This window comes from Vibrio sabulosilitoris, from assembly GCF_055391395.1.
The window spans coordinates 247,942-266,240 of sequence record NZ_AP029599.1; the positions used below are offsets into that span (position 1 = coordinate 247,942).

The following is an 18,299-nucleotide window of genomic DNA, read 5'->3' on the forward strand; positions in this document are numbered from 1 at the left end:
GCTGATGATACTGGCTGACAAAAATTAAGCAATATACTTGTAGCACAGCGAATAGAAGCGACCATCGTTGACTATGGATTGTCGTTCAATGCGTAGCTTATTGCTAAAGCTCGGCGCATTTGTCACTAGGGTGTGAAACTCGCCATCTTCACCACAAGGGTCAACGCCACTTGGTAAGCTTGCGATCAAACTGTGGTCATAGTTCTTGCCGCAGTACTCTGGTGAGAGTTGTTGGCTGTCTACAGTAATTATCTCTGTCTCTATCCCTCGAGCGATTATCTCCTCTGCCAATATACTACTTGGCTGATTTAACAAAGGAAGGACACACTCCCACCCTGCAGGTTCAATGTAGCTTTTGCGATACTCGGCAATGCCATTGCAGAACATATCACCAAAAGCGACTGCATCGATTGGTAAGCCGCTGGCTCTTAGGGCCTTTAATATTGTAGCTTGATACTGTTCATTGGGCGGGAAGGCTTGTTCCAGCTCTATTAATATAAGAGGAACACCAATTGAGTTAGCCTGTGCTTGAACGACTTCAATTGGAGTCGCTTGAAACGGCACTATACCTTTTACATAAGTTGTGAAAAGCCCAACAACATTATAGTTATGGCTCTCGTTTAGTCGCTCTAATACGAGAGTGGCATCCTTCCCACTTGACCAACTGATAATAACGTTCTTTTTCATTCTGTTTTCCAAAGAGTAAAAAGCCACCCAAGGGTGGCTTTCGGCATTAAAACTGATAGTTCAATGTGGCTAGGATGTTTCGCTCTGCGCCTCGATAATATAGTTTCTCTCCAGTACCAAATACACTTGCTGCGGCCGTTTGATACTCTTCATCAAATAGGTTGTTAACTCTTAACCCCAGAGTTAACTGGTCTGTCGTATAAACGCCGACACCAAGGTCCACAGTTGTGTAAGCAGAGAGATATTCCCCTGTAGATGCAAACCTCTCCCCCACATACAACACTGCAAGTGAGGCATCCACTTTCTCGAAGCTCATCGTTGGCGTCCAACTAAACTTATGTTGAGGTCTACGAATCAGATCTTTATCCGATTTTTTGTCTTTTGCTGTCAACCACTCAGCTCCTATTTTATGGTTTACAACTCCAGTAGAGATCTCCAATCCAGCCTCAATACCCTCTATTTCAGCTTCAGCTATGTTCTGCGGTAGGTACGTTCCAGAATCCGACAACCCCCACTCGATCAAGTTTTTAAACTGTGAGTGATATGCAGCAAGGCTCCAATCAAACCATTGATGATAACCGTAAACGCCAATTTCCGTAGATTGAGACTCTTCTGCCTTGAGGTTTGGGTTTCCTTGCCCCGGCCAATACAGATCGTTGAAGGTAGGTGCATTAAACGCGGTACCTGAAGAGGCTACAAACTGAAACTGATCAGCCAATAAGTAACCTAGAGCAAGATTCCAGGTGTTGTGTCCACCAAAAGCACTATCATAATCGCGACGAATACTTGCCTCAGTGCTGAACCTGCCGAGCTCTCCAAATAGTGTCAAGAACGCAGCTTTGTTATCTCTATTTGTTTCTTCGTAGTCAGAGGTATTTGTTCCACCTCTACTGGCTCGTTCTGTGGCATAGTCAATACCTGTGTTAATGATAACAGGCTCAAAACCAACATAAGTTGTCACCCAACTAACGGAATCACGGTAGCCTGTTAACGTCGATTTAGCCAGCGTACCCGCTTTATCGCCATCTGCATTATGGTCTTTTGTAGAGCTAATCTGCACTTCAGATAAAAGGTCATTGGTACGATAATAAACAGCGCCCGTCAAACTGTAGAAATCACCCTCAGTTGAGTTACTGGGGGCATCAATGACAAATTGATTCGCATAATCAGCTTGAGAACTTTTGGTAAAGCCCGATAAAGAAAGGCCCCAACTATCTGATAAGTTATATTTCAAATTACCAAAAATAGTCTGACTGTCATAACCGTGAGTCTCGTTTTCAGGTGCTCCATCGTATATACGATAACCATCACTTTGTTCTTTATTGAAAACAAAAGCCCCAGTGGTATTGGCAGATATTGGCCCACTTGACTTCCACCCGAGCTGTCTCTGCCCTTGGTCACCAACACCGACCTGCAGTTCATGCGTACTTTCTTGGCCCTTGATAGTAGAAATACTAATCACTCCCCCCATAGCATCGGAGCCATAAACTGCGGCTCGAGGCCCGCGAATGATCTCAATGCTCTCTATCGCAAATGTTGGAATTAACCCAATTGACGCTTCTCCAGCGGTTGGTGAGTTAAGGCGCACACCATCTAGGATGACCAGAGCTTGCTTGGTCGCTGTTCCGCGAATGTATATGCCTGTTGCATTCCCTTTTGTACCTTGGGGATTAACTGTCACACCAGGCAGTGTTTTGATTAAGTCTAGAGCGGTTGTCGCTCGACTGACTTCAATATCGTCACGAGTAATCACGGATATCGAGGAGAGAGCCGACCGTTGAGATTGCTCAAAGCGATTAGCCGTTACCACCATAGTCTCATCAGTTTGATGATCTTGAGCAAAGGAAATCTGGGCGTGAGAAAGCAGCGGTGCTACGGCGACCGCAAGAAGAGATTTTTTCATTGTAAGTTCCTAAAACGCGTAAATCCTACTAGACATATCGTGACGCCTAGCTACTGGCAGGTATTCGGACTTAAGAGCTAAAGCCTACTTTCCCGACTTCCCACACTTATCCTAAAGTGCAGTGTCTTGATGGGATTTCGTTCTCTCATACCGCTGCGCGTCAGTTCTGGATTCTCACCAGATTCCCTTTCAAGGCTTCTATACTAGATACAAGCCACCAGCTCGGGGAGCATAGTATTGTGCAACCTATGGAATGTCCAGAACTTGGGCGTTATTTCATCGCGGGTGGACGATGTTCACTCCTGGCGCGAAAACATACGATTATTTTGCATCGAAACTGGACATCATCATTTGATTGAATAAAATCTGCGCTCTGTTTGAAAAACGCACCCTATAAGGTAACACCATGGCCTCTCTTGAAGTAAACCCACAAACCTACCAGCAGCAGCTAAGTGAAAAAGTAACTTGTCTCACCGAGATGTTTACTGAATTTGGCGCTCCAGAGCTGGAAGTGTTTGAGTCTCCTGAACAGCATTATCGTATGCGTGCAGAATTTCGAGTTTGGCATGAGGGTGAAGATCTTTACTACATCATGTTCAACCAGCAAACGCGTGAGAAATATCGTGTTGATCAGTTCCCAGCCGCGAGCCGACTGATCAATGATTTGATGCCAATGCTGATGGACGCGATGAAAGATAACGACACTCTGCGTCGTAAGCTATTCCAAGTAGACTTCCTTTCAACCCTGAGCGGCGAGGTCCTTGTATCACTTCTATATCATCGCCAGCTGGATGAGGCATGGATTGAGCAAGCCAAGACACTAAAACAGCGTTTGAATGATGAAGGCTTTAACCTCAATCTCATTGGTCGCGCGCGTAAGATGAAGATTGTCTTAGACCAAGACTTTGTGATTGAAAAGCTCAATGTCCACGGTGATAGTTACATCTACCAACAAGTTGAAAACAGCTTTACCCAGCCGAATGGTAAGGTTGCTGAAAAAATGCTTGAGTGGGCCGTTGATTGCACCCGCAATAGCCAAGGTGATCTGCTGGAGCTCTACTGTGGTAACGGCAACTTCTCACTAGCGCTAGCGCAAAACTTCGAGCGCGTATTGGCGACCGAGCTGGCAAAGCCATCGGTAGACTCAGCGCAGTACAACATTGCGGCGAATAACATCGACAACGTACAGATCATCCGTATGTCGGCAGAAGAGTTTACTCAAGCAATGGAAGGACAACGCGAGTTCCGCCGCTTAAAAGACGCCGGTGTTGATCTTAAGAGCTACAACTGCAATACCATCTTTGTTGACCCACCGCGTGCTGGTATGGATGAGGACACCTGTAAGATGGTACAAGGCTATGAGCGCATCCTGTATATCTCTTGTAACCCAGAGACCCTTAAGCAGAACCTTGAGATCTTAGGCGAGACCCATAAGATCACTCGCTTTGCGCTATTTGACCAATTCCCATATACCCACCACATGGAAGCGGGTGTGATGCTAGAGCGCAAGTAATTCCCTGAAAAATGAAAAAACCGCCACTAGGCGGTTTTTTTATATCCAAAGCTCAGTCAACTCTAGTGAGTACAGACATTATGCCAATGGTATAGGCTAAGCGCTTTCTTCTTCACTACTTTTCGTTGCGCCAATATAACCAAGCTTGCGCCCGAGCCAGAACAGCAGAGCCATTAGGATAATGATGGAAAAGAAGTTTGAGCCCGCCTCTGGGTATTGAGCCTTGATAAATGCGGAGTGACCAAAGCCTCCCACCAAGAAACACGCCAATCCAACAAGGGGTAGATCCTCGGAGATCGGTTTGTCTAAATAGTCTTGATACAGTGCTTGCACAGCCAGCACCATCGCAATCCATGGAAAGATTGAGAATGAGACTGCACTTATCGTCATCCAAGACAAAATCGCGTCACCACACAAACCTGCAATGAGGGCCAGGATCAGTGGTTTCTTTTCACAAGGCTGTGGGGATGGTGTTGTATTGTCCATTATTTATAATCACCTCTGTCTTTGTTTCGTTCACGCTCTTTGCGGTACCAGTGTGCTCCCTTGGCGACCATTCTGAGCTGAATGATCAGGCGCTCTGCTAACTCATCGCGCTCATCTTTGGTCTTATCCAGTGCCTCGGCACCGGAACTAAAGACTAGGATCACCGATGCTTCCGCTTGGGCAAATGCCTCTTCACGGGTCATCCCTGAGCCTATTAAGTACTCGGTTAACTCTGCCACAAAATGCTGGATCTCGCGCGCGACCGCCGCACGAAATTCACAAGAGGTGCCTGAGCGCTCGCGCAGAAGCAGGCGAAAAACGTTTGGGCTCGACTCGATAAACTCCATAAAGGTCTCGACCGAGGTGCGGATCACACTGCCCTCTTTGACGATTCGCTGGCGCGCTTGGCGCATTAATTGACGAAGAAGTAAACCTCCCTCATCAACCATCGTTAAACCCAGTTCATCCATATCCTTGAAGTGGCGGTAAAACGAGGTAGGAGCGATGCTGGCTTCCCGAGCGACCTCACGTAGACTCAAGTTGGAAAAACTTCGATCAGTACTCAACTGGCGGAACGCAGCATCAATCAATGAGCGGCGGGTTTTCTCTTTCTGCTGGGCACGGATCCCGTTAGGTTTCATATCTCTACATACCTTGTTTTCACTCTCGTCAACACTATACATGGATCTCAAGCTGAGCTTAAGTGCTCGACTTCGACTTTATGCGTGATCCTATCCAACCTGTCCAAGCCAATAACTGCAGTGAGTCGTAATCTGAGTTAATATTGCGCTATCAGAACGTTAACCGTACAAACAAGGATAGAGTATGGCACACAGCAACCATTTTGATGTAATTGTGATCGGTAGTGGCCCCGGCGGAGAGGGGGCAGCGATGGGCCTGACCAAGGCGGGGCTCAAGGTTGGGGTGATTGAGAAAGAAAGCAGTGTCGGTGGGGGCTGTACTCACTGGGGCACGATTCCCTCCAAGGCGCTGCGCCACGCAGTGAGCCGAATTATTGAGTTCAACAGCAACCCTCTGTTTTGTCACAACAATACTAGCCTGCACAGTACCTTTTCCAACATCCTCAACCATGCAAAGACCGTGGTCGACAAACAGACCCGCTTGCGCCAAGGTTTTTATGACCGCAACCAGTGTACGCTGATCTTTGGTACCGCCCGCTTCAATAGCAGTCATACCGTTGAAGTCGTCAAGCAAGATGGTAGCGTCGAGGAGTACAGTGCGGACCGATTTGTGATTGCGACAGGCTCACGCCCCTACCAACCAAATGGCGTTGACTTTAACCACCCACGTATTTATGACAGCGACTCGATCTTACGCCTAGAACATGACCCGCGGCATATTATTATCTATGGAGCTGGCGTTATCGGCTGTGAGTACGCTTCTATTTTCCGCGGACTGGGCGTAAAAACGGATCTCATCAATACCCGCGACCGATTGCTGGCATTTCTGGATAACGAAACCTCTGATGCGCTGTCTTACCACTTCTGGAATAGCGGCGTAGTGATCCGCAATGACGAGACATTCGACAAAATCGAGGGGACAGAAGACGGTGTCATCGTCCATCTCAAATCAGGAAAAAAAATGAAAGCAGACTGTATCCTCTACGCCAATGGGCGAACGGGCAATACGGACAAGCTTAACCTCGATCTGGTTGGGTTAACTCCAGACTCACGAGGACAACTGGCGGTAAATGGCAACTACCAAACCGAAGTCGGCCATGTTTATGCTGTCGGTGATGTGATTGGTTACCCTAGCCTTGCCAGTGCGGCTTATGACCAAGGGCGCTTTGTGGCTCAGGCGATCACAAAGGGACAGGCCGAGGGCAATCTGATAGAGGATATTCCAACCGGCATCTATACCATCCCGGAGATCAGTTCGGTCGGTAAAACCGAGCAAGAACTAACAGCGGCTAAAGTCCCGTATGAGGTGGGTCGCTCCTCATTCAAGCACCTCGCTCGGGCACAGATTGCCGGAAAGGACATTGGTAGCCTTAAGATCCTATTTCATCGCGAAACCAAGGAGATCTTGGGGATCCACTGCTTTGGCGAGCGTGCGGCAGAGATCATTCATATCGGCCAAGCGATCATGGAGCAAAAAGGCGAGGCCAATACGATCGAGTACTTTGTTAACACCACCTTCAACTACCCCACAATGGCAGAGGCTTATCGTGTCGCAGCACTCAACGGCTTAAATCGCTTGTTCTAACAAGGTTATTCTAGGCGGTTTTTTCTGGGTAAGTTATTATCGGCAAATGACAGGGAGCCGCTAGCCTCCCTGTTGCAAAGCTAAACTAAAAAGACCTTCCTACGCCATTGGTAGACGAATAGCCCGGCGAGCCCCAGTCCTCGCACAGCCATAAAGACCATCATAGATAGCCAAAGGGCATGGTTTTCTAAATGGCTTAGCGCAGCAAAGACCGCAAAGAAGCTCAATGTGGCTAGAAACATGCCGTTACGCATCTCACGCCCCTTAGTTGCACCAATAAATAGCCCATCGAACAGGTATGCCCATAAAGAAACCAGCGGCATAGCTACAAGCCACGGTAAATAGTGAGCGGCTTGTTGCTGCACTGCTTCAATATCCGTAATCAAAGCAATCAATTCCGCACCAAACAAAGCAAACACAAGACTAAGCAACGAGCAGATCACTAAGCCCCAAAAGAAGGTCACACCTATGGTTTGCTTTAAATTGGCCCGATCACGCGCGCCTACCGCTTTACCGACCATGGCTTCCATTGCATAGGCAAAACCATCCATACCATAGGAGATCAACATAACAAAGCTCATCAAAACTGCGTTGGCTGCTACGATATTGTCGCCATAGCTGGCGGCTTGAAAGGTCATAAAGCTCAGCGTGACTTGCAAGCACAGAGAGCGCAGAAAAATATCACGATTCAGACGCACAAAGCGCCCTAGGTTACTCGTCACTTCCGACAGCAACACTAACGGGCTAGGTAGCCCTTGTCTTCGCCAGCGTCGAGTCACGCACCATAAACCGAAGGCCATACCTGAATAGTCTGCTATCACTGAGGCCAGCGCTGCCCCCTCGACTTTCCAGCCAAGGCCAAGGACGAACAGAACATCCAACGCAATATTGACTAGGTTAGTAATGATCACCATCCACATTGGTGAGCGTGCATCTTGACTGCCGAGCAGCCAACCTAACAGGACATAGTTGACCAAGGCCGCCGGGGCACTCCAGGCACGGATGGTGAAGTACTGGGCTCCGTAATGCTTAATCGCATCGCTGGCGTCTGTAACAGCAAAAATCCACTCAGCTACCCAGCCATGAAGAATGAGAAAAAGCGTTGCAAATAGCATTGCCGTCGCGATCCCTTGGACAAAGGTCAGCGCCAATGCCCTTTTGTCTCCGGCACCAGCCGCTTGAGCGGTCAAGCCAGTTGTCGACATACGCAAAAAACCCAGCAACCAGAATGTCACGCTGATCATGGTACTGCCCAGCGCAACCCCACCAAGATACCAAGCATGCTCAAGGTGACCTATGACAGCGGCATCGATCAGGCCCAGCAGAGGTACGGTGATGTTAGAGATCACCATCGGCAGGGCAAGAGCAAGTACACGAGAATGAAGAGGGGCAGAAAAGAAAGAAGAGAGAGTCACGGTTACACCCAGCTGAGAAAACACTGAGTGTAACCAGTCAGTCTAGAAAACCAACTGTTTATTGAGGTAAGAGTTACATCCAGTCCGTGTTGCGGATAATCCCAACGGCAAGACCTTCAATTTCTAGACTTTGATAGGTTGGGTCAACGACGATTGGCTCAAACTCTTGGTTCTCCGCGTGCAAAAGAACGCGATCACCTTGGTGCTCTAGGCGCTTCACCGTCACGTCTTCATCGACGCGAGCGACAACGATCTGGCCATTGCGCACGTCTTGAGTCTTATGCACAGCAAGCAGGTCACCGTCCATAATACCGATGTCTTTCATACTTTCACCTTGCACTCGCAGCAAGAAGTCCGCTTGTGGCTTAAACATACCAGGGTCCACTTGGTAGTGGGTCTCGACATGCTCTTGAGCCAAAATAGGCTCACCGGCGGCGACTTGACCGATAAGAGGCAACCCCTCTTCTTCTGTTTCTAGCAGAATACGAATTCCGCGCGAGGCGCCGGGAATAATCTCAATCGCTTCTTTGCGAGCAAGGGCTTTAAGGTGCTCCTCTGCCGCATTGGCAGAGCGGAAGCCTAACTCACGAGCAATCTCTGCACGAGTTGGTGGCATCCCTGTCTCATCGATCTTACTTTTAATAAGATCGAATACTTGTTGTTGGCGTGGCGTCAAAGGCTTCATGATAGCTACCTGTCTTTTTATACAGTTAACTGTCAGTATATCCAGTAAAAAATAAAATGGAAAGGTGTGTTTACAAATTGTTCAGCAGATAAATTGGCTTCGCCTCAAAATATTGCCAACAAATTGCAACAATTTGGTTAATTTACCGTCAACATCGCCGTTTACCATTCAAAGGTTTGACCAGTTTCTGATATTCTTGCTGACCATTAATCTGGCTAACGTATTTCAAAAACTTGTCCATACTTAGTGGCAGTCAGTCCAAAGTGGCCCTAGGTGACTCTCTCCTCGACGAACTTATGGCCAATGCCCTGTGACAAGCACCTTGCCGTTAAGACAAGGTTGAGAGAACTGCCGCGATTGAGATCGCGATGAAGTACGTCGATTACACTAATTTGAGGCGATTGCACGATATGTCTTCAGGACAATCCTTATTCCAGGCAGCACTGAAGCTGCCACTCTCGGTTTTGGTCAAAGGAACCACTATTCCATCCAATCCCATTGAAGATCTTGACATAGACCTGTCTAAGCCGGTCATGTACGCATTGCCATTTCGCTCTGATGTCGACCTTCTGACATTACGCAGTCAAGCGCTTCAGTGGGGATTACCCGACCCGTTCTCACCAATTGAGATCAATGGCCAACAGTTCCCACGCTATGTCTTCACCTCAACCCGACCGACGGTGATGAAAAATGACTACGACGCGCCCGCGGAGTCGATTCAACTGTTCTCACAGTTGCTTAACCTGCATGAGGCCGATAGCGAGCTCGATATTCAACTGATCCCCGTCTCCGTGATGTGGGGCCGTAAGCCGGGTAAAGAAGAGAGAGTAAAACCACACCTTGAAGCACTCAATGGGCCACAAAAAGCGCTCGCGGTGCTAACATCGGGTCGCGACTGCATGGTACGAGTCAGCCCCGTTGTATCGCTGCGTTATATGGCCGATAAACACGGCACCGAGCCTGCAATTGCACAAAAACTCTCTCGCGTTGCTCGCATCCACTTCTCACGTCAAAAGCTTGCAGCTTCTGGCCCGAAACTGCCAAGCCGTCAAGTACTGGTTGATCGTCTAGTCCAGTCTCCAACGATCCAGAAGGCGATTGAAGAGGAGATGAGCAGCAAAGGGATCACCAAAGAGAAAGCGCAAAAAGAAGCAGAGAACATCATTGATGAGATCGCTGCTGACTTTTCTTATGGTCTGATCCGCAATGGGGATCGTGTTCTAGGCTGGCTATGGAACCGCCTCTATCAAGGGCTTAACATCAACAACGCCTCGACCGTTCGTCGCCTTGCGCAAGATGGTCACGAGATTGTTTATGTACCTTGTCACCGTAGCCACATGGACTATCTGTTGCTGTCATACGTTCTCTTTCATGAGGGTATGGTACCGCCACATATCGCAGCAGGCATTAACCTCAACTTCTTCCCTGCCGGACAAATCTTCCGCCGTGGCGGGGCTTTCTTTATCCGCCGTAGCTTTAAAGGCAATAAACTCTACTCGACTATCTTCCGTGAATACCTTGCTGAACTTTTTGCCAAGGGCTATTCGGTAGAGTACTTCAGTGAGGGGGGACGCTCACGTACCGGTCGCTTACTTCAAGCGAAAACTGGTATGCTTGCTATGACCGTTCAGGCCATGCTGAGGGGTCTGAATCGCCCGGTCACTCTAGTGCCGGTGTACATTGGCTACGAGCACGTCATGGAAGTGGGCACTTACGCCAAAGAGCTGCGCGGTAAACGCAAAGAAAAAGAGAACGCAGGTCTTGTGCTGAAAACCATTCGCAAGCTTCGCAACTTTGGTAAAGGCTATGTTAACTTTGGTGAGCCTATCCCACTCAATGGCTTTTTGAACGAGCATGCGCCAGAGTGGCATCAAGATATCGATCCTATGGGTGCGTCCAAGCCACAATGGATGACTCCTGTCGTGAATAAGCTTGCCAATAAGATGATGACCAACATCAATGACGCTGCAGCGACAAACGCCTTAACCCTGTGTGCAACGGCGCTACTTGCCTCGCGCCAGCGTGCATTGTCACGTGATAATCTCGTGCGTCAAATCGACTGTTACCTACAGTTGCTGCGTAATGTGAGTTACTCTTCAACCTACACGGTCCCTGCCGACAGCGCTGAAGAGCTCGTTGCTCATGCTGAGTCACTAGATAAGTTTGTCGTTGAAGAGGATTCGATGGGCAGCATCGTGTCGCTTGACCGTGAGCAGTCGATATTGATGACTTACTATCGCAACAACATCATTCACCTGTTTGCTCTGCCATCGCTGATTGCTCAGACACTTATCCGTCACAAAACTCGCAGCAAGCAGCAGATCATTGAGACCGTCAGTGCCATTTACCCGTTCCTCAAGCAAGAGCTGTTCTTGAGTGCTGAGATTGACGCAATACCTGAGCTAGTGACTCAGTATCTAGATGAGCTGGCTCGCCAAGAAGTGATCAATATTGATGGTCAGCATATCACCATCAATCAAGCTAATACTCAAATCTTGCTACTGCTTAGCGCGACTATCTCAGAAACGCTGCAGCGTTATGCTATTGCAATGAACCTTCTGGTTAATGACCCTGAGCTAGGTAAATCAGATCTTGAAAAGCGCAGCCAAGATATCGCCCAACGCTTGGGTCGACTCAACGGTATAAACGCACCAGAGTTCTTTGATAAAGGCGTCTTCAGCTCACTGTTTACCACTCTTAAGCAAGAGCAGTACCTTAACAATGATGGCGATTGCGATATTGAGAAGACCGAGCAACTGATGTTGATACTCAATGACTTGGTTCACCCTGAGGTGAAACTCACCATTGAAGAGAGCATCGCTCGCTCAGACCAAGAAGCGGAATAACAAAAAAGCCTCCCGAGCAAGGGAGGCTTTTTTATTGCTGTGTCCCGTCCTAAATAAGAGCGAAGAGTAGTCCCGTCGTTACCGCCATGCCCACATAGTTGTTATTAAGGAACGCTTGAAAACACGCATCTCTATCGCGTCCACGGATCAGCCATTGTTGATACACAAATAGCGCACCGACCACCAGTAAACACCAAAAGTAGCCACTGCCTAACTGATTCACGTTACCAAGCAACATCAGCAGCAGTAGAGTGATGAACTGCAGCAAGCCGACAATCATTTTATCACGACGGCCAAACAAGATAGCCGTAGACTTAATCCCAACCTTAAGGTCATCATCACGATCAACCATCGCATATTGAGTATCATAAGCGATGGTCCATAATCCATTAATCACAAACACCAGCCAAACCATACTCGGCAAAGAGTCGGCTTGTGCAGCCCAAGCCATTGGGATGGACCAGCTAAAAGCCAGAGCCAAGAAAAGCTGAGGAAGGTGCGTATAGCGCTTCATAAAAGGATAAATAAACGCTAGAGCAATACCGACAAATGACAACTTAATCGTTAGCGTATTCATGGTCAGAACCAACGCCAAGGCGATAGCGCTGAGAACAACAAACAGTGTTAGCGCCTGCTTGGCAGAAACACGCCCCGAAGGGATCGGACGCATCTCGGTGCGTTTGACATGCCCATCAACCTTACGATCAGCAAAGTCATTGATCACGCATCCGGCTGAGCGCATCACGATAACGCCAAGAACAAACACCACCAATACCTTCAAATCTGGAAAACCATCGGCAGCCAACAACAGCGCCCAAAGCGTTGGCCACAACAGCAACAATGAGCCAATTGGGCGATCCATACGCATCAGTTGCCAGTAATCCTCAAATTTCGCCTGTGTCATTAAGACTTCCTTGTGCATAAATGGGTGCCAATGGCAAAAACAGCTCTGCGACTAAAATAGGTTTATCCTCAACCCATAATCGGGAGCGACGAGCAAACAATCGCTGATCAGCAAGGTCAATTTGAGCCAATTGGAGTTTATCTCGACGCACGGTATTGTGACGAAAAACGGTAAATCCCAGCGGCGTGTTACCCTGGTTAGCTAAATCATAGGAGCCACTGCTCTGCGAAGATTGAGGAATCAGAGTTCGTCCCAGCACCCACGGCTGACCGTCACCTTTTAGTATCACCTTACGCAACCAATAATCTTCCCTTGGTAAGTATTCTTGTTCGCTTGGTAGTAAGTGCTCCAGGCTTTTTAGCTCATTTTGGAGTAATTTCAGACTCAGATCTCGACAATGGCGTTCAAGGCGTGCCGAAAGCGAGCCCTGCTCTGTTAACCAAGCGCGCGATATTGACGTCGGAAAAGGAAACACCTCCGGAGACTGCCAGACAGCCTCTCGAAGTGCAGTGAGGTATTCGGTTACAGATCGTTCCATACTTATATTTAACAAAGGCTACGAACATCGTACAATAAATCTTTGCCAATCAGCCGCTTTGAAGCTGTGGCCCACGGTTCGTATGTTGCGAATAGACAACGCATTGTAACAAGCTTAGCCTTACGAGGTCACCCGGCCTATCAGAAATAACCGAGATAATTATGTATAAACGTTACGTGACCCCAATACTGACAAGCCTGGCTGCACTGCTCTTGAGCGTACCAATGACGGCGGCCGCAAATCAAACCGAATTTGCTTATTTCACCCTCACACCAGATGTCACCACCAACTTCCACACTTCAGGGCGCCAACTTGGGTATGTGCAAATTCGGATTGATGTGATGGTGGCTAGTCAATCGGATCTTAAAATTGTTGAGACGCACCAACCCTTGATCCGCGATACCGTTCTCGAAACGCTCGGCAGACAGACCGACGCCACAATCAAGTCTTTACCTGGTCGGGAAGAGTTGCGTCAGACACTCACCACTCAAATCAACGACACTCTGCTGCCTGAGGTGGGCCGTCCCATTGTGGCTGATCTGTTGTTTACTAAATACCTCTATCAATAACGCTGTCACCAAATTAATGGATTCATTGTGGGTTAACAGGACAAATCGATAAACGGGCGAGGAGTGAGCACGCCCGCAGTAGTGTATGCGCTCACTGAGTGAAGTTGATCTCGCTTTCCACCCTGCCCGAAAAAGCGACTAGGCCCGTTTTTGATAGCGACTTTGCTCAACAAACCCCATCGCTAATCCACAGATTAGGCCCGCTAGATGTGCCGCATTGGCAATCGCCATATAAGGCTGAACAAACCCGAGCATCAACCAGACAATCATAAAGACAAACACGGGTTTTGGCATATGGACGCCAAGTTGAGGCGCCTTGCTCGACAGCACCCAAACATAGCCAACCAAGGCATAGACCACCCCAGACAAACCGCCAAAATTGGCGCCCTCTGCCCAGTACTGAGCAGCTCCCGATACCGCGGCACTGACGAAAAAGAGCTTGAGTAGCGGCCGAGAGCCAAGTTGCAGCTCGACATCCCCGCCAAACTGCCACCACCACAGGGCATTGAACGCCACGTGCATTACCGAGAAATGCAACAAAGCGTGAGTAAACCAGCGCCATAGCTGAAGCTGTTGCCCCTCAAAAGCGGGGAAATGAAGCAAGCCAAAAATAGTGCGCCCAAGCCCCATCTGCTGGGCGAAAAACACTACCCCACAGATCAGCATAATGATTAGGGTAACTGGCCCAGCTTTAGCCTTGAGCATATTCATCATGCTCGGAGTCGCGTAGCGAAATGATGAGCGGCGAGTTTCCGCAACCTCCCATGAAGCCGCCTGGTAGCGCTGATGATAAGGATCAGACATAAACTGCTGCAGCTCTTCCTCTACCCACATCAATTGAGAATCATCACTGAGCCAGAGGGCGAACATCCCCTCGCCCTCTGGCATCATGTTGACTTCTACCTTGCGTGTTGCCATGTAGTCGATAAAAGCTTGAGCTTGCCTAGGGTTGGACAGAACAATCAATCGACGCATATCAACACATACTCTCTGTCGGTAGGTTGGCTCGATGCCATGCCTCAAAACCACCATCAATACTATAGACCTCATCAAACCCCTGGTTAACCAAGTACTGTGAGGCGCCCTGACTACTAATACCGTGGTAACACATGACCAAGATTGGGGTATCAAACTCCACCTGTTCCATAAACCTGGTCATGCTGTCATTGGTAAGATGAAATGCATTTACTGGGTGTGACACAGAAAATGATTGTGGGTCACGGATATCCACAAGAAACGCATTTCGATCTTCTATCAAACGCTGCGCCGAGGCGACATCAATATGTAAAAATTGGTCCATGTGTGCTCTTTCACGTCAAACAGTTAACGCTCGTCAGTTTAACACTATCCAAAGGCAAGGACAGTGTTTGCGCAACTAATCTTATCCACTACTGCTGAAAACACCACCTACTGTGGATAAATCTGTGGATTGCGTTGATAAGGTATGATCAATAAAAATGATCCACAATATATAGTAATGATCATGACTAAACTGTGCTTAAGCAAAAATTTATCCCCAGTGCCCAAAACCCTTTGAGGCTAGATATGACCGAGTTTTTTACAATGATCAAATAATTAACTCACAAAGTTATTCACAGCTAAATATACTCACCACAACAACTTTTCGATCATCTCTTATCGATATCCTAGATCGACAACAGAAGACGCTCTCTTCATGTGATCAAAACTACGACAAAACACACTCATGGAGTGAGCGCTGATAAAGCTCTACAAGAGACAAGGATTTCGGTGTGTTGACAGAATTTAGAAGCCCATGGTGGACGTGCTGCTGGGCTGGGCGGGCATAAAAAAACGGCAAGGTTTAAACCTTGCCGCTCTTCTCAAATTTGATTTGGGCTGGGACTAGAACTCACCAACAGCCAACTTCAGCTTCTTCATTGCATTCTTCTCTAGCTGGCGAATACGCTCAGCCGAAACGCCATAGGCATCAGCAAGATCCTGAAGAGTGGCTTTCTGATCATCTAACCAACGTGAGCGAACAATGTGCTGACTGCGCTCATCTAGGCTCGCCAGTGCCACAGAAAGGCGATTGTTGGTGTGCGATTCCCAGTTCTCAGCTTCTACGTTATCGGCCAGATCAGAGGACTTATCCTCAAGATAAAGTACTGGTGCAGTAGAAACCGATGATGAATCATCATCATCCACAGTGAGCTCAAAGGCAGCATCTTGCGCAGCTAGACGAGATTCCATCTCACGGACTTCAGAAGGCTCTACACCGAGCTCTTTAGCAACCGTCTCAACTTCGCCATTATTAAACCACCCCAAACGCTTTTTAGACTTGCGTAAGTTGAAGAACAGCTTACGCTGCGCCTTGGTGGTCGCGATCTTGACGATGCGCCAGTTGCGCAACACATACTCATGGATCTCTGCTTTGATCCAGTGCACTGCAAATGATACCAGTCTTACACCCACTTCTGGGTTAAAGCGTTTCACCGCCTTCATCAGACCAATGTTGCCTTCTTGAACTAAGTCTGCCATTGGCAGGCCATAGCCAGAATAACCACGAGCTACGTGAACGACGAATCGCAGATGCGACAGGATCAAACCTTTTGCCGCGTCGATCTCGCCCTTGTAGTGCAATCGCTCAGCGAGCTCACGCTCCTCGTCTGCGGTCAGCATTGGATAGCTGTTCACTGACTGGATATAGCTGTCTAAGCTATCTTGCGTTACTGCCGCCATTGGATATGCTGTTGTTGCCATTCATTTCCTCATCAAGGTTGACTATGAATAACTCCTGACTTGCACACGTTTCCACCAGTGCAATTGAGGAGCGATTGATCATTATGCACAATATATCGGCGAAAACAAGCCGAGCAAAATGATCTGTTAATTAAGACCGAGAAAGATTACACAGGTTCAATGTCTTTTAGATGACGCTGAGCGGATAATTTTGCTGCGATACAACCAATAAATATCCCTAACATCAGTAGCAGCAAGGATTCATCCCAGCTAAGCCCCAAAATGCGATATTGACTGTCATACAAACTAGCAAGACTCTCAACCGCAGTATCCAGCGAAAAGCTGATGACTAAAGTGACTAACCATGCTGCCAGCGCTCCAAGAAAACCATACCACAGACCAGAATATAGATAGGGGCGCAAGATAAAGCTGTCGGTCGCACCGATCAGTTTCATGGTCTGGATCTCTTCTTTGTTGGCCAACACGTTAAAACGCAATGTATTGCCAATAATCAAGAAGACCGAACTGAGCATCAATACCGATAGCACCGTGATCACGCCATTGGCAAGGTGACGAATCGCCTCAAGCCGACTTAACCAATCTTCATCGACCCGAATTTCAGCAATTTCTTGCTGCTGACGAAGTCGCGCGACAATGGCATCGACAGTGGCGCTATCCTCTAGCGTAGGCGAAACAACAAACACTCCAGGTAGAGAAAAGCCATCAAGCAGCTCAATCGCATGGTCAAAGCCACTATAATTACTCAAGTCAGCCAGTCCTTGCTGAGAGGAGATGTACTCAACCCCCTCAACCATCGACCAACTTTCGATCTCATCTTTAATCACCATCGCGCGAGCATCGGGCAACTGTTCTTGCAAAAACGCACTGACTTGCGAACTAGTCACAACCTGATTGGATGCCAGCGCAATGTTCTTCCCGAGTAGATAGAGGCACGCTGGTAGCGCTAGAGCCAAAGAGATCACCGCTAAGGTGAGTAGGTTTCCAAGCGGTCGGCGCCAGAGACCCAGCCACGCCTGCTTTGCCTGCTTGTAGTGGGTTTTAAAAAAACCATCCGTCTGAGTGCGTGCGCTTGGGGTCCGCTTTGAGCGGCTGTTGACCGAGCTCTTATTGCGCAGATTAGCCGCCATGATCATGTACCTCACTTAAAAAGCCTTGGTTTAACTCTAAGCGCCGATACTGCGGTCGAGAGCTGACGATGTTTACGTCATGCGTAGCAACCAAGATGGTCACCCCCGCACGGTTAAACTCCTCAAATAGAGCAAGAATGCGCTGTGATAACTCAGAGTCAAGGTTCCCCGTAGGCTCATCGGCCAATAAGACGGTTGGTCTGTTTACCACAGCACGGGCAATTCCCACTCGCTGCTGCTCGCCACCAGATAGCTGTGTTGGTAAGCAGCGGGCTTTATCCAGCAAACCCACTTTATCCAGCGCAGCACTCACTCTGCGTTTGATCTCTTCCTCATTATAGGACTCGATACGCATCGGCAGCGCGACATTGTCATAAACACTGCGATCCATCAACAAGCGATGGTCTTGAAAAACAATGCCTATATGGCGGCGCAAAAACGGTATATCGCGATTGGAAATTCGCGAGATATCGTGGCCGTTAAACCACACCTTGCCATCCGATGGACGCTCAAGCGCACAAATGAGCTTGAGCAGTGTGCTTTTACCTGCTCCTGAATGTCCACCAAGAAAGGCCATTTCACCGGGCTGCAAGTGAAAGTCGACCTTTTGCAGCGCCTGACGCCCGCCACGATATGCCTTGCTGACCTGCTGGAATTTAATCACTGGCTATCCTTATTT

At 48.3% G+C, this 18,299-nt stretch carries 17 protein-coding genes and 1 riboswitch; of the genes, 4 read left to right on the top strand and 13 right to left on the bottom strand.

What is annotated here, in order from left to right; translation table 11 throughout:
• Window positions 1-24: 24 nt before the first annotated feature.
• Together ACZ5R2_RS01295 and ACZ5R2_RS01300 are read right to left on the bottom strand one after the other, a co-directional pair.
• Window positions 25-687 carry a Dph6-related ATP pyrophosphatase gene (locus ACZ5R2_RS01295; protein WP_464900443.1) on the bottom strand — a complete coding sequence of 221 codons (663 nt, stop codon included), beginning with the start codon at window positions 685-687 and terminating at the stop codon, window positions 25-27.
• A gap of 46 nt (window positions 688-733) precedes the next feature.
• Window positions 734-2,590 (bottom strand): TonB-dependent receptor domain-containing protein, encoded by a 1,857-nt coding sequence (locus tag ACZ5R2_RS01300; RefSeq protein WP_464900444.1) that lies wholly within the window; start codon window positions 2,588-2,590, stop codon window positions 734-736.
• A gap of 38 nt (window positions 2,591-2,628) precedes the next feature.
• Window positions 2,629-2,827, bottom strand: a riboswitch (cobalamin riboswitch).
• A 169-nt stretch (window positions 2,828-2,996) separates the two neighbouring features.
• On the opposite strand from ACZ5R2_RS01300, the gene trmA reads away from it, so the two are divergent.
• Window positions 2,997-4,103 carry a tRNA (uridine(54)-C5)-methyltransferase TrmA gene (gene trmA / locus ACZ5R2_RS01305; RefSeq protein WP_464900445.1) on the top strand — a complete coding sequence of 369 codons (1,107 nt, stop codon included), beginning with the start codon at window positions 2,997-2,999 and terminating at the stop codon, window positions 4,101-4,103.
• Window positions 4,104-4,199: 96 nt separating this feature from the next.
• On the opposite strand, the gene ACZ5R2_RS01310 is transcribed toward trmA, so the two are convergent.
• Both ACZ5R2_RS01310 and fabR read right to left on the bottom strand, forming a co-directional pair.
• Window positions 4,200-4,589, bottom strand: coding sequence for a YijD family membrane protein (locus ACZ5R2_RS01310; protein ID WP_464900446.1), 390 nt, complete (start codon window positions 4,587-4,589; stop codon window positions 4,200-4,202).
• The gene (gene fabR / locus ACZ5R2_RS01315) at window positions 4,589-5,230 is read right to left on the bottom strand and encodes an HTH-type transcriptional repressor FabR (protein ID WP_464900447.1); all 642 of its coding nucleotides are present in this window, start codon (window positions 5,228-5,230) and stop codon (window positions 4,589-4,591) included. The genes ACZ5R2_RS01310 and fabR overlap by 1 nt, the downstream gene beginning before the upstream one ends.
• A 184-nt stretch (window positions 5,231-5,414) precedes the next feature.
• Here fabR and sthA point away from each other — a divergent pair, with 184 nt between their 5' ends.
• On the top strand, window positions 5,415-6,815 hold the full coding sequence (gene sthA, locus ACZ5R2_RS01320; protein ID WP_464900448.1) for a Si-specific NAD(P)(+) transhydrogenase: 1,401 nt from the start codon (window positions 5,415-5,417) through the stop codon (window positions 6,813-6,815).
• Between the two features lie 80 nt (window positions 6,816-6,895).
• Here the strand turns inward: sthA and dinF are convergent, their stop codons facing one another.
• Both dinF and lexA read right to left on the bottom strand, forming a co-directional pair.
• Window positions 6,896-8,254, bottom strand: coding sequence for an MATE family efflux transporter DinF (gene dinF / locus ACZ5R2_RS01325; RefSeq protein ID WP_464900449.1), 1,359 nt, complete (start codon window positions 8,252-8,254; stop codon window positions 6,896-6,898).
• A 49-nt stretch (window positions 8,255-8,303) separates the two neighbouring features.
• On the bottom strand, window positions 8,304-8,915 hold the full coding sequence (lexA, locus tag ACZ5R2_RS01330) for a transcriptional repressor LexA (protein ID WP_438461134.1): 612 nt from the start codon (window positions 8,913-8,915) through the stop codon (window positions 8,304-8,306).
• A gap of 410 nt (window positions 8,916-9,325) precedes the next feature.
• On the opposite strand from lexA, the gene plsB reads away from it, so the two are divergent.
• A complete protein-coding gene (gene plsB, locus ACZ5R2_RS01335) occupies window positions 9,326-11,761 on the top strand; it encodes a glycerol-3-phosphate 1-O-acyltransferase PlsB (protein WP_464900450.1) in 2,436 nt (811 codons plus the stop codon).
• Window positions 11,762-11,810: 49 nt separating this feature from the next.
• On the opposite strand, the gene ubiA is transcribed toward plsB, so the two are convergent.
• Both ubiA and ACZ5R2_RS01345 read right to left on the bottom strand, forming a co-directional pair.
• Window positions 11,811-12,665, bottom strand: coding sequence for a 4-hydroxybenzoate octaprenyltransferase (gene ubiA / locus ACZ5R2_RS01340; protein ID WP_464900451.1), 855 nt, complete (start codon window positions 12,663-12,665; stop codon window positions 11,811-11,813).
• The gene (locus ACZ5R2_RS01345; RefSeq protein ID WP_464900452.1) at window positions 12,646-13,203 is read right to left on the bottom strand and encodes a chorismate--pyruvate lyase family protein; all 558 of its coding nucleotides are present in this window, start codon (window positions 13,201-13,203) and stop codon (window positions 12,646-12,648) included. Before ACZ5R2_RS01345 ends, ubiA begins: the two co-directional genes overlap by 20 nt.
• Window positions 13,204-13,364: 161 nt before the next feature.
• Here ACZ5R2_RS01345 and ACZ5R2_RS01350 point away from each other — a divergent pair, with 161 nt between their 5' ends.
• Window positions 13,365-13,772 (top strand): flagellar basal body-associated protein FliL, encoded by a 408-nt coding sequence (locus tag ACZ5R2_RS01350; protein ID WP_464900453.1) that lies wholly within the window; start codon window positions 13,365-13,367, stop codon window positions 13,770-13,772.
• Between the two features lie 138 nt (window positions 13,773-13,910).
• Here the strand turns inward: ACZ5R2_RS01350 and glpG are convergent, their stop codons facing one another.
• The 5 genes from glpG to ftsE all read right to left on the bottom strand — a co-directional run bounded on the left by glpG (window position 13,911) and on the right by ftsE (window position 18,284).
• Window positions 13,911-14,747: a rhomboid family intramembrane serine protease GlpG gene (gene glpG / locus ACZ5R2_RS01355; RefSeq protein ID WP_464900454.1), complete on the bottom strand. Its 837-nt coding sequence runs from the start codon at window positions 14,745-14,747 to the stop codon at window positions 13,911-13,913.
• Window position 14,748: 1 nt separating this feature from the next.
• Window positions 14,749-15,072, bottom strand: coding sequence for a thiosulfate sulfurtransferase GlpE (gene glpE / locus ACZ5R2_RS01360; protein WP_464900455.1), 324 nt, complete (start codon window positions 15,070-15,072; stop codon window positions 14,749-14,751).
• A gap of 563 nt (window positions 15,073-15,635) precedes the next feature.
• Window positions 15,636-16,493 (bottom strand): RNA polymerase sigma factor RpoH, encoded by an 858-nt coding sequence (gene rpoH, locus ACZ5R2_RS01365; RefSeq protein WP_464900456.1) that lies wholly within the window; start codon window positions 16,491-16,493, stop codon window positions 15,636-15,638.
• 146 nt (window positions 16,494-16,639) lie between these two features.
• Window positions 16,640-17,620: a permease-like cell division protein FtsX gene (ftsX, locus tag ACZ5R2_RS01370; RefSeq protein ID WP_464900457.1), complete on the bottom strand. Its 981-nt coding sequence runs from the start codon at window positions 17,618-17,620 to the stop codon at window positions 16,640-16,642.
• Window positions 17,610-18,284, bottom strand: a complete 675-nt coding sequence (ftsE, locus tag ACZ5R2_RS01375; protein ID WP_438461143.1) for a cell division ATP-binding protein FtsE — start codon at window positions 18,282-18,284, stop codon at window positions 17,610-17,612. The genes ftsX and ftsE overlap by 11 nt, the downstream gene beginning before the upstream one ends.
• Window positions 18,285-18,299 lie beyond the last annotated feature (15 nt).

What these genes read in the sequence shown, in the direction of transcription:
- glpE (WP_464900455.1), bottom strand. Translation starts at nt 15,072, where the DNA reads ATGGACCAATTTTTACATATTGATGTCGCCTCGGCGCAGCGTTTGATA.
- ubiA (WP_464900451.1), bottom strand. Translation starts at nt 12,665, where the DNA reads ATGACACAGGCGAAATTTGAGGATTACTGGCAACTGATGCGTATGGAT.
- plsB (WP_464900450.1), top strand. Translation starts at nt 9,326, where the DNA reads ATGTCTTCAGGACAATCCTTATTCCAGGCAGCACTGAAGCTGCCACTC.
- ACZ5R2_RS01345 (WP_464900452.1), bottom strand. Translation starts at nt 13,203, where the DNA reads ATGGAACGATCTGTAACCGAATACCTCACTGCACTTCGAGAGGCTGTC.
- fabR (WP_464900447.1), bottom strand. Translation starts at nt 5,230, where the DNA reads ATGAAACCTAACGGGATCCGTGCCCAGCAGAAAGAGAAAACCCGCCGC.
- rpoH (WP_464900456.1), bottom strand. Translation starts at nt 16,493, where the DNA reads ATGGCAACAACAGCATATCCAATGGCGGCAGTAACGCAAGATAGCTTA.
- sthA (WP_464900448.1), top strand. Translation starts at nt 5,415, where the DNA reads ATGGCACACAGCAACCATTTTGATGTAATTGTGATCGGTAGTGGCCCC.
- glpG (WP_464900454.1), bottom strand. Translation starts at nt 14,747, where the DNA reads ATGCGTCGATTGATTGTTCTGTCCAACCCTAGGCAAGCTCAAGCTTTT.
- ftsX (WP_464900457.1), bottom strand. Translation starts at nt 17,620, where the DNA reads ATGGCGGCTAATCTGCGCAATAAGAGCTCGGTCAACAGCCGCTCAAAG.
- ACZ5R2_RS01310 (WP_464900446.1), bottom strand. Translation starts at nt 4,589, where the DNA reads ATGGACAATACAACACCATCCCCACAGCCTTGTGAAAAGAAACCACTG.
- ACZ5R2_RS01350 (WP_464900453.1), top strand. Translation starts at nt 13,365, where the DNA reads ATGTATAAACGTTACGTGACCCCAATACTGACAAGCCTGGCTGCACTG.
- trmA (WP_464900445.1), top strand. Translation starts at nt 2,997, where the DNA reads ATGGCCTCTCTTGAAGTAAACCCACAAACCTACCAGCAGCAGCTAAGT.
- lexA (WP_438461134.1), bottom strand. Translation starts at nt 8,915, where the DNA reads ATGAAGCCTTTGACGCCACGCCAACAACAAGTATTCGATCTTATTAAA.
- ACZ5R2_RS01300 (WP_464900444.1), bottom strand. Translation starts at nt 2,590, where the DNA reads ATGAAAAAATCTCTTCTTGCGGTCGCCGTAGCACCGCTGCTTTCTCAC.
- ACZ5R2_RS01295 (WP_464900443.1), bottom strand. Translation starts at nt 687, where the DNA reads ATGAAAAAGAACGTTATTATCAGTTGGTCAAGTGGGAAGGATGCCACT.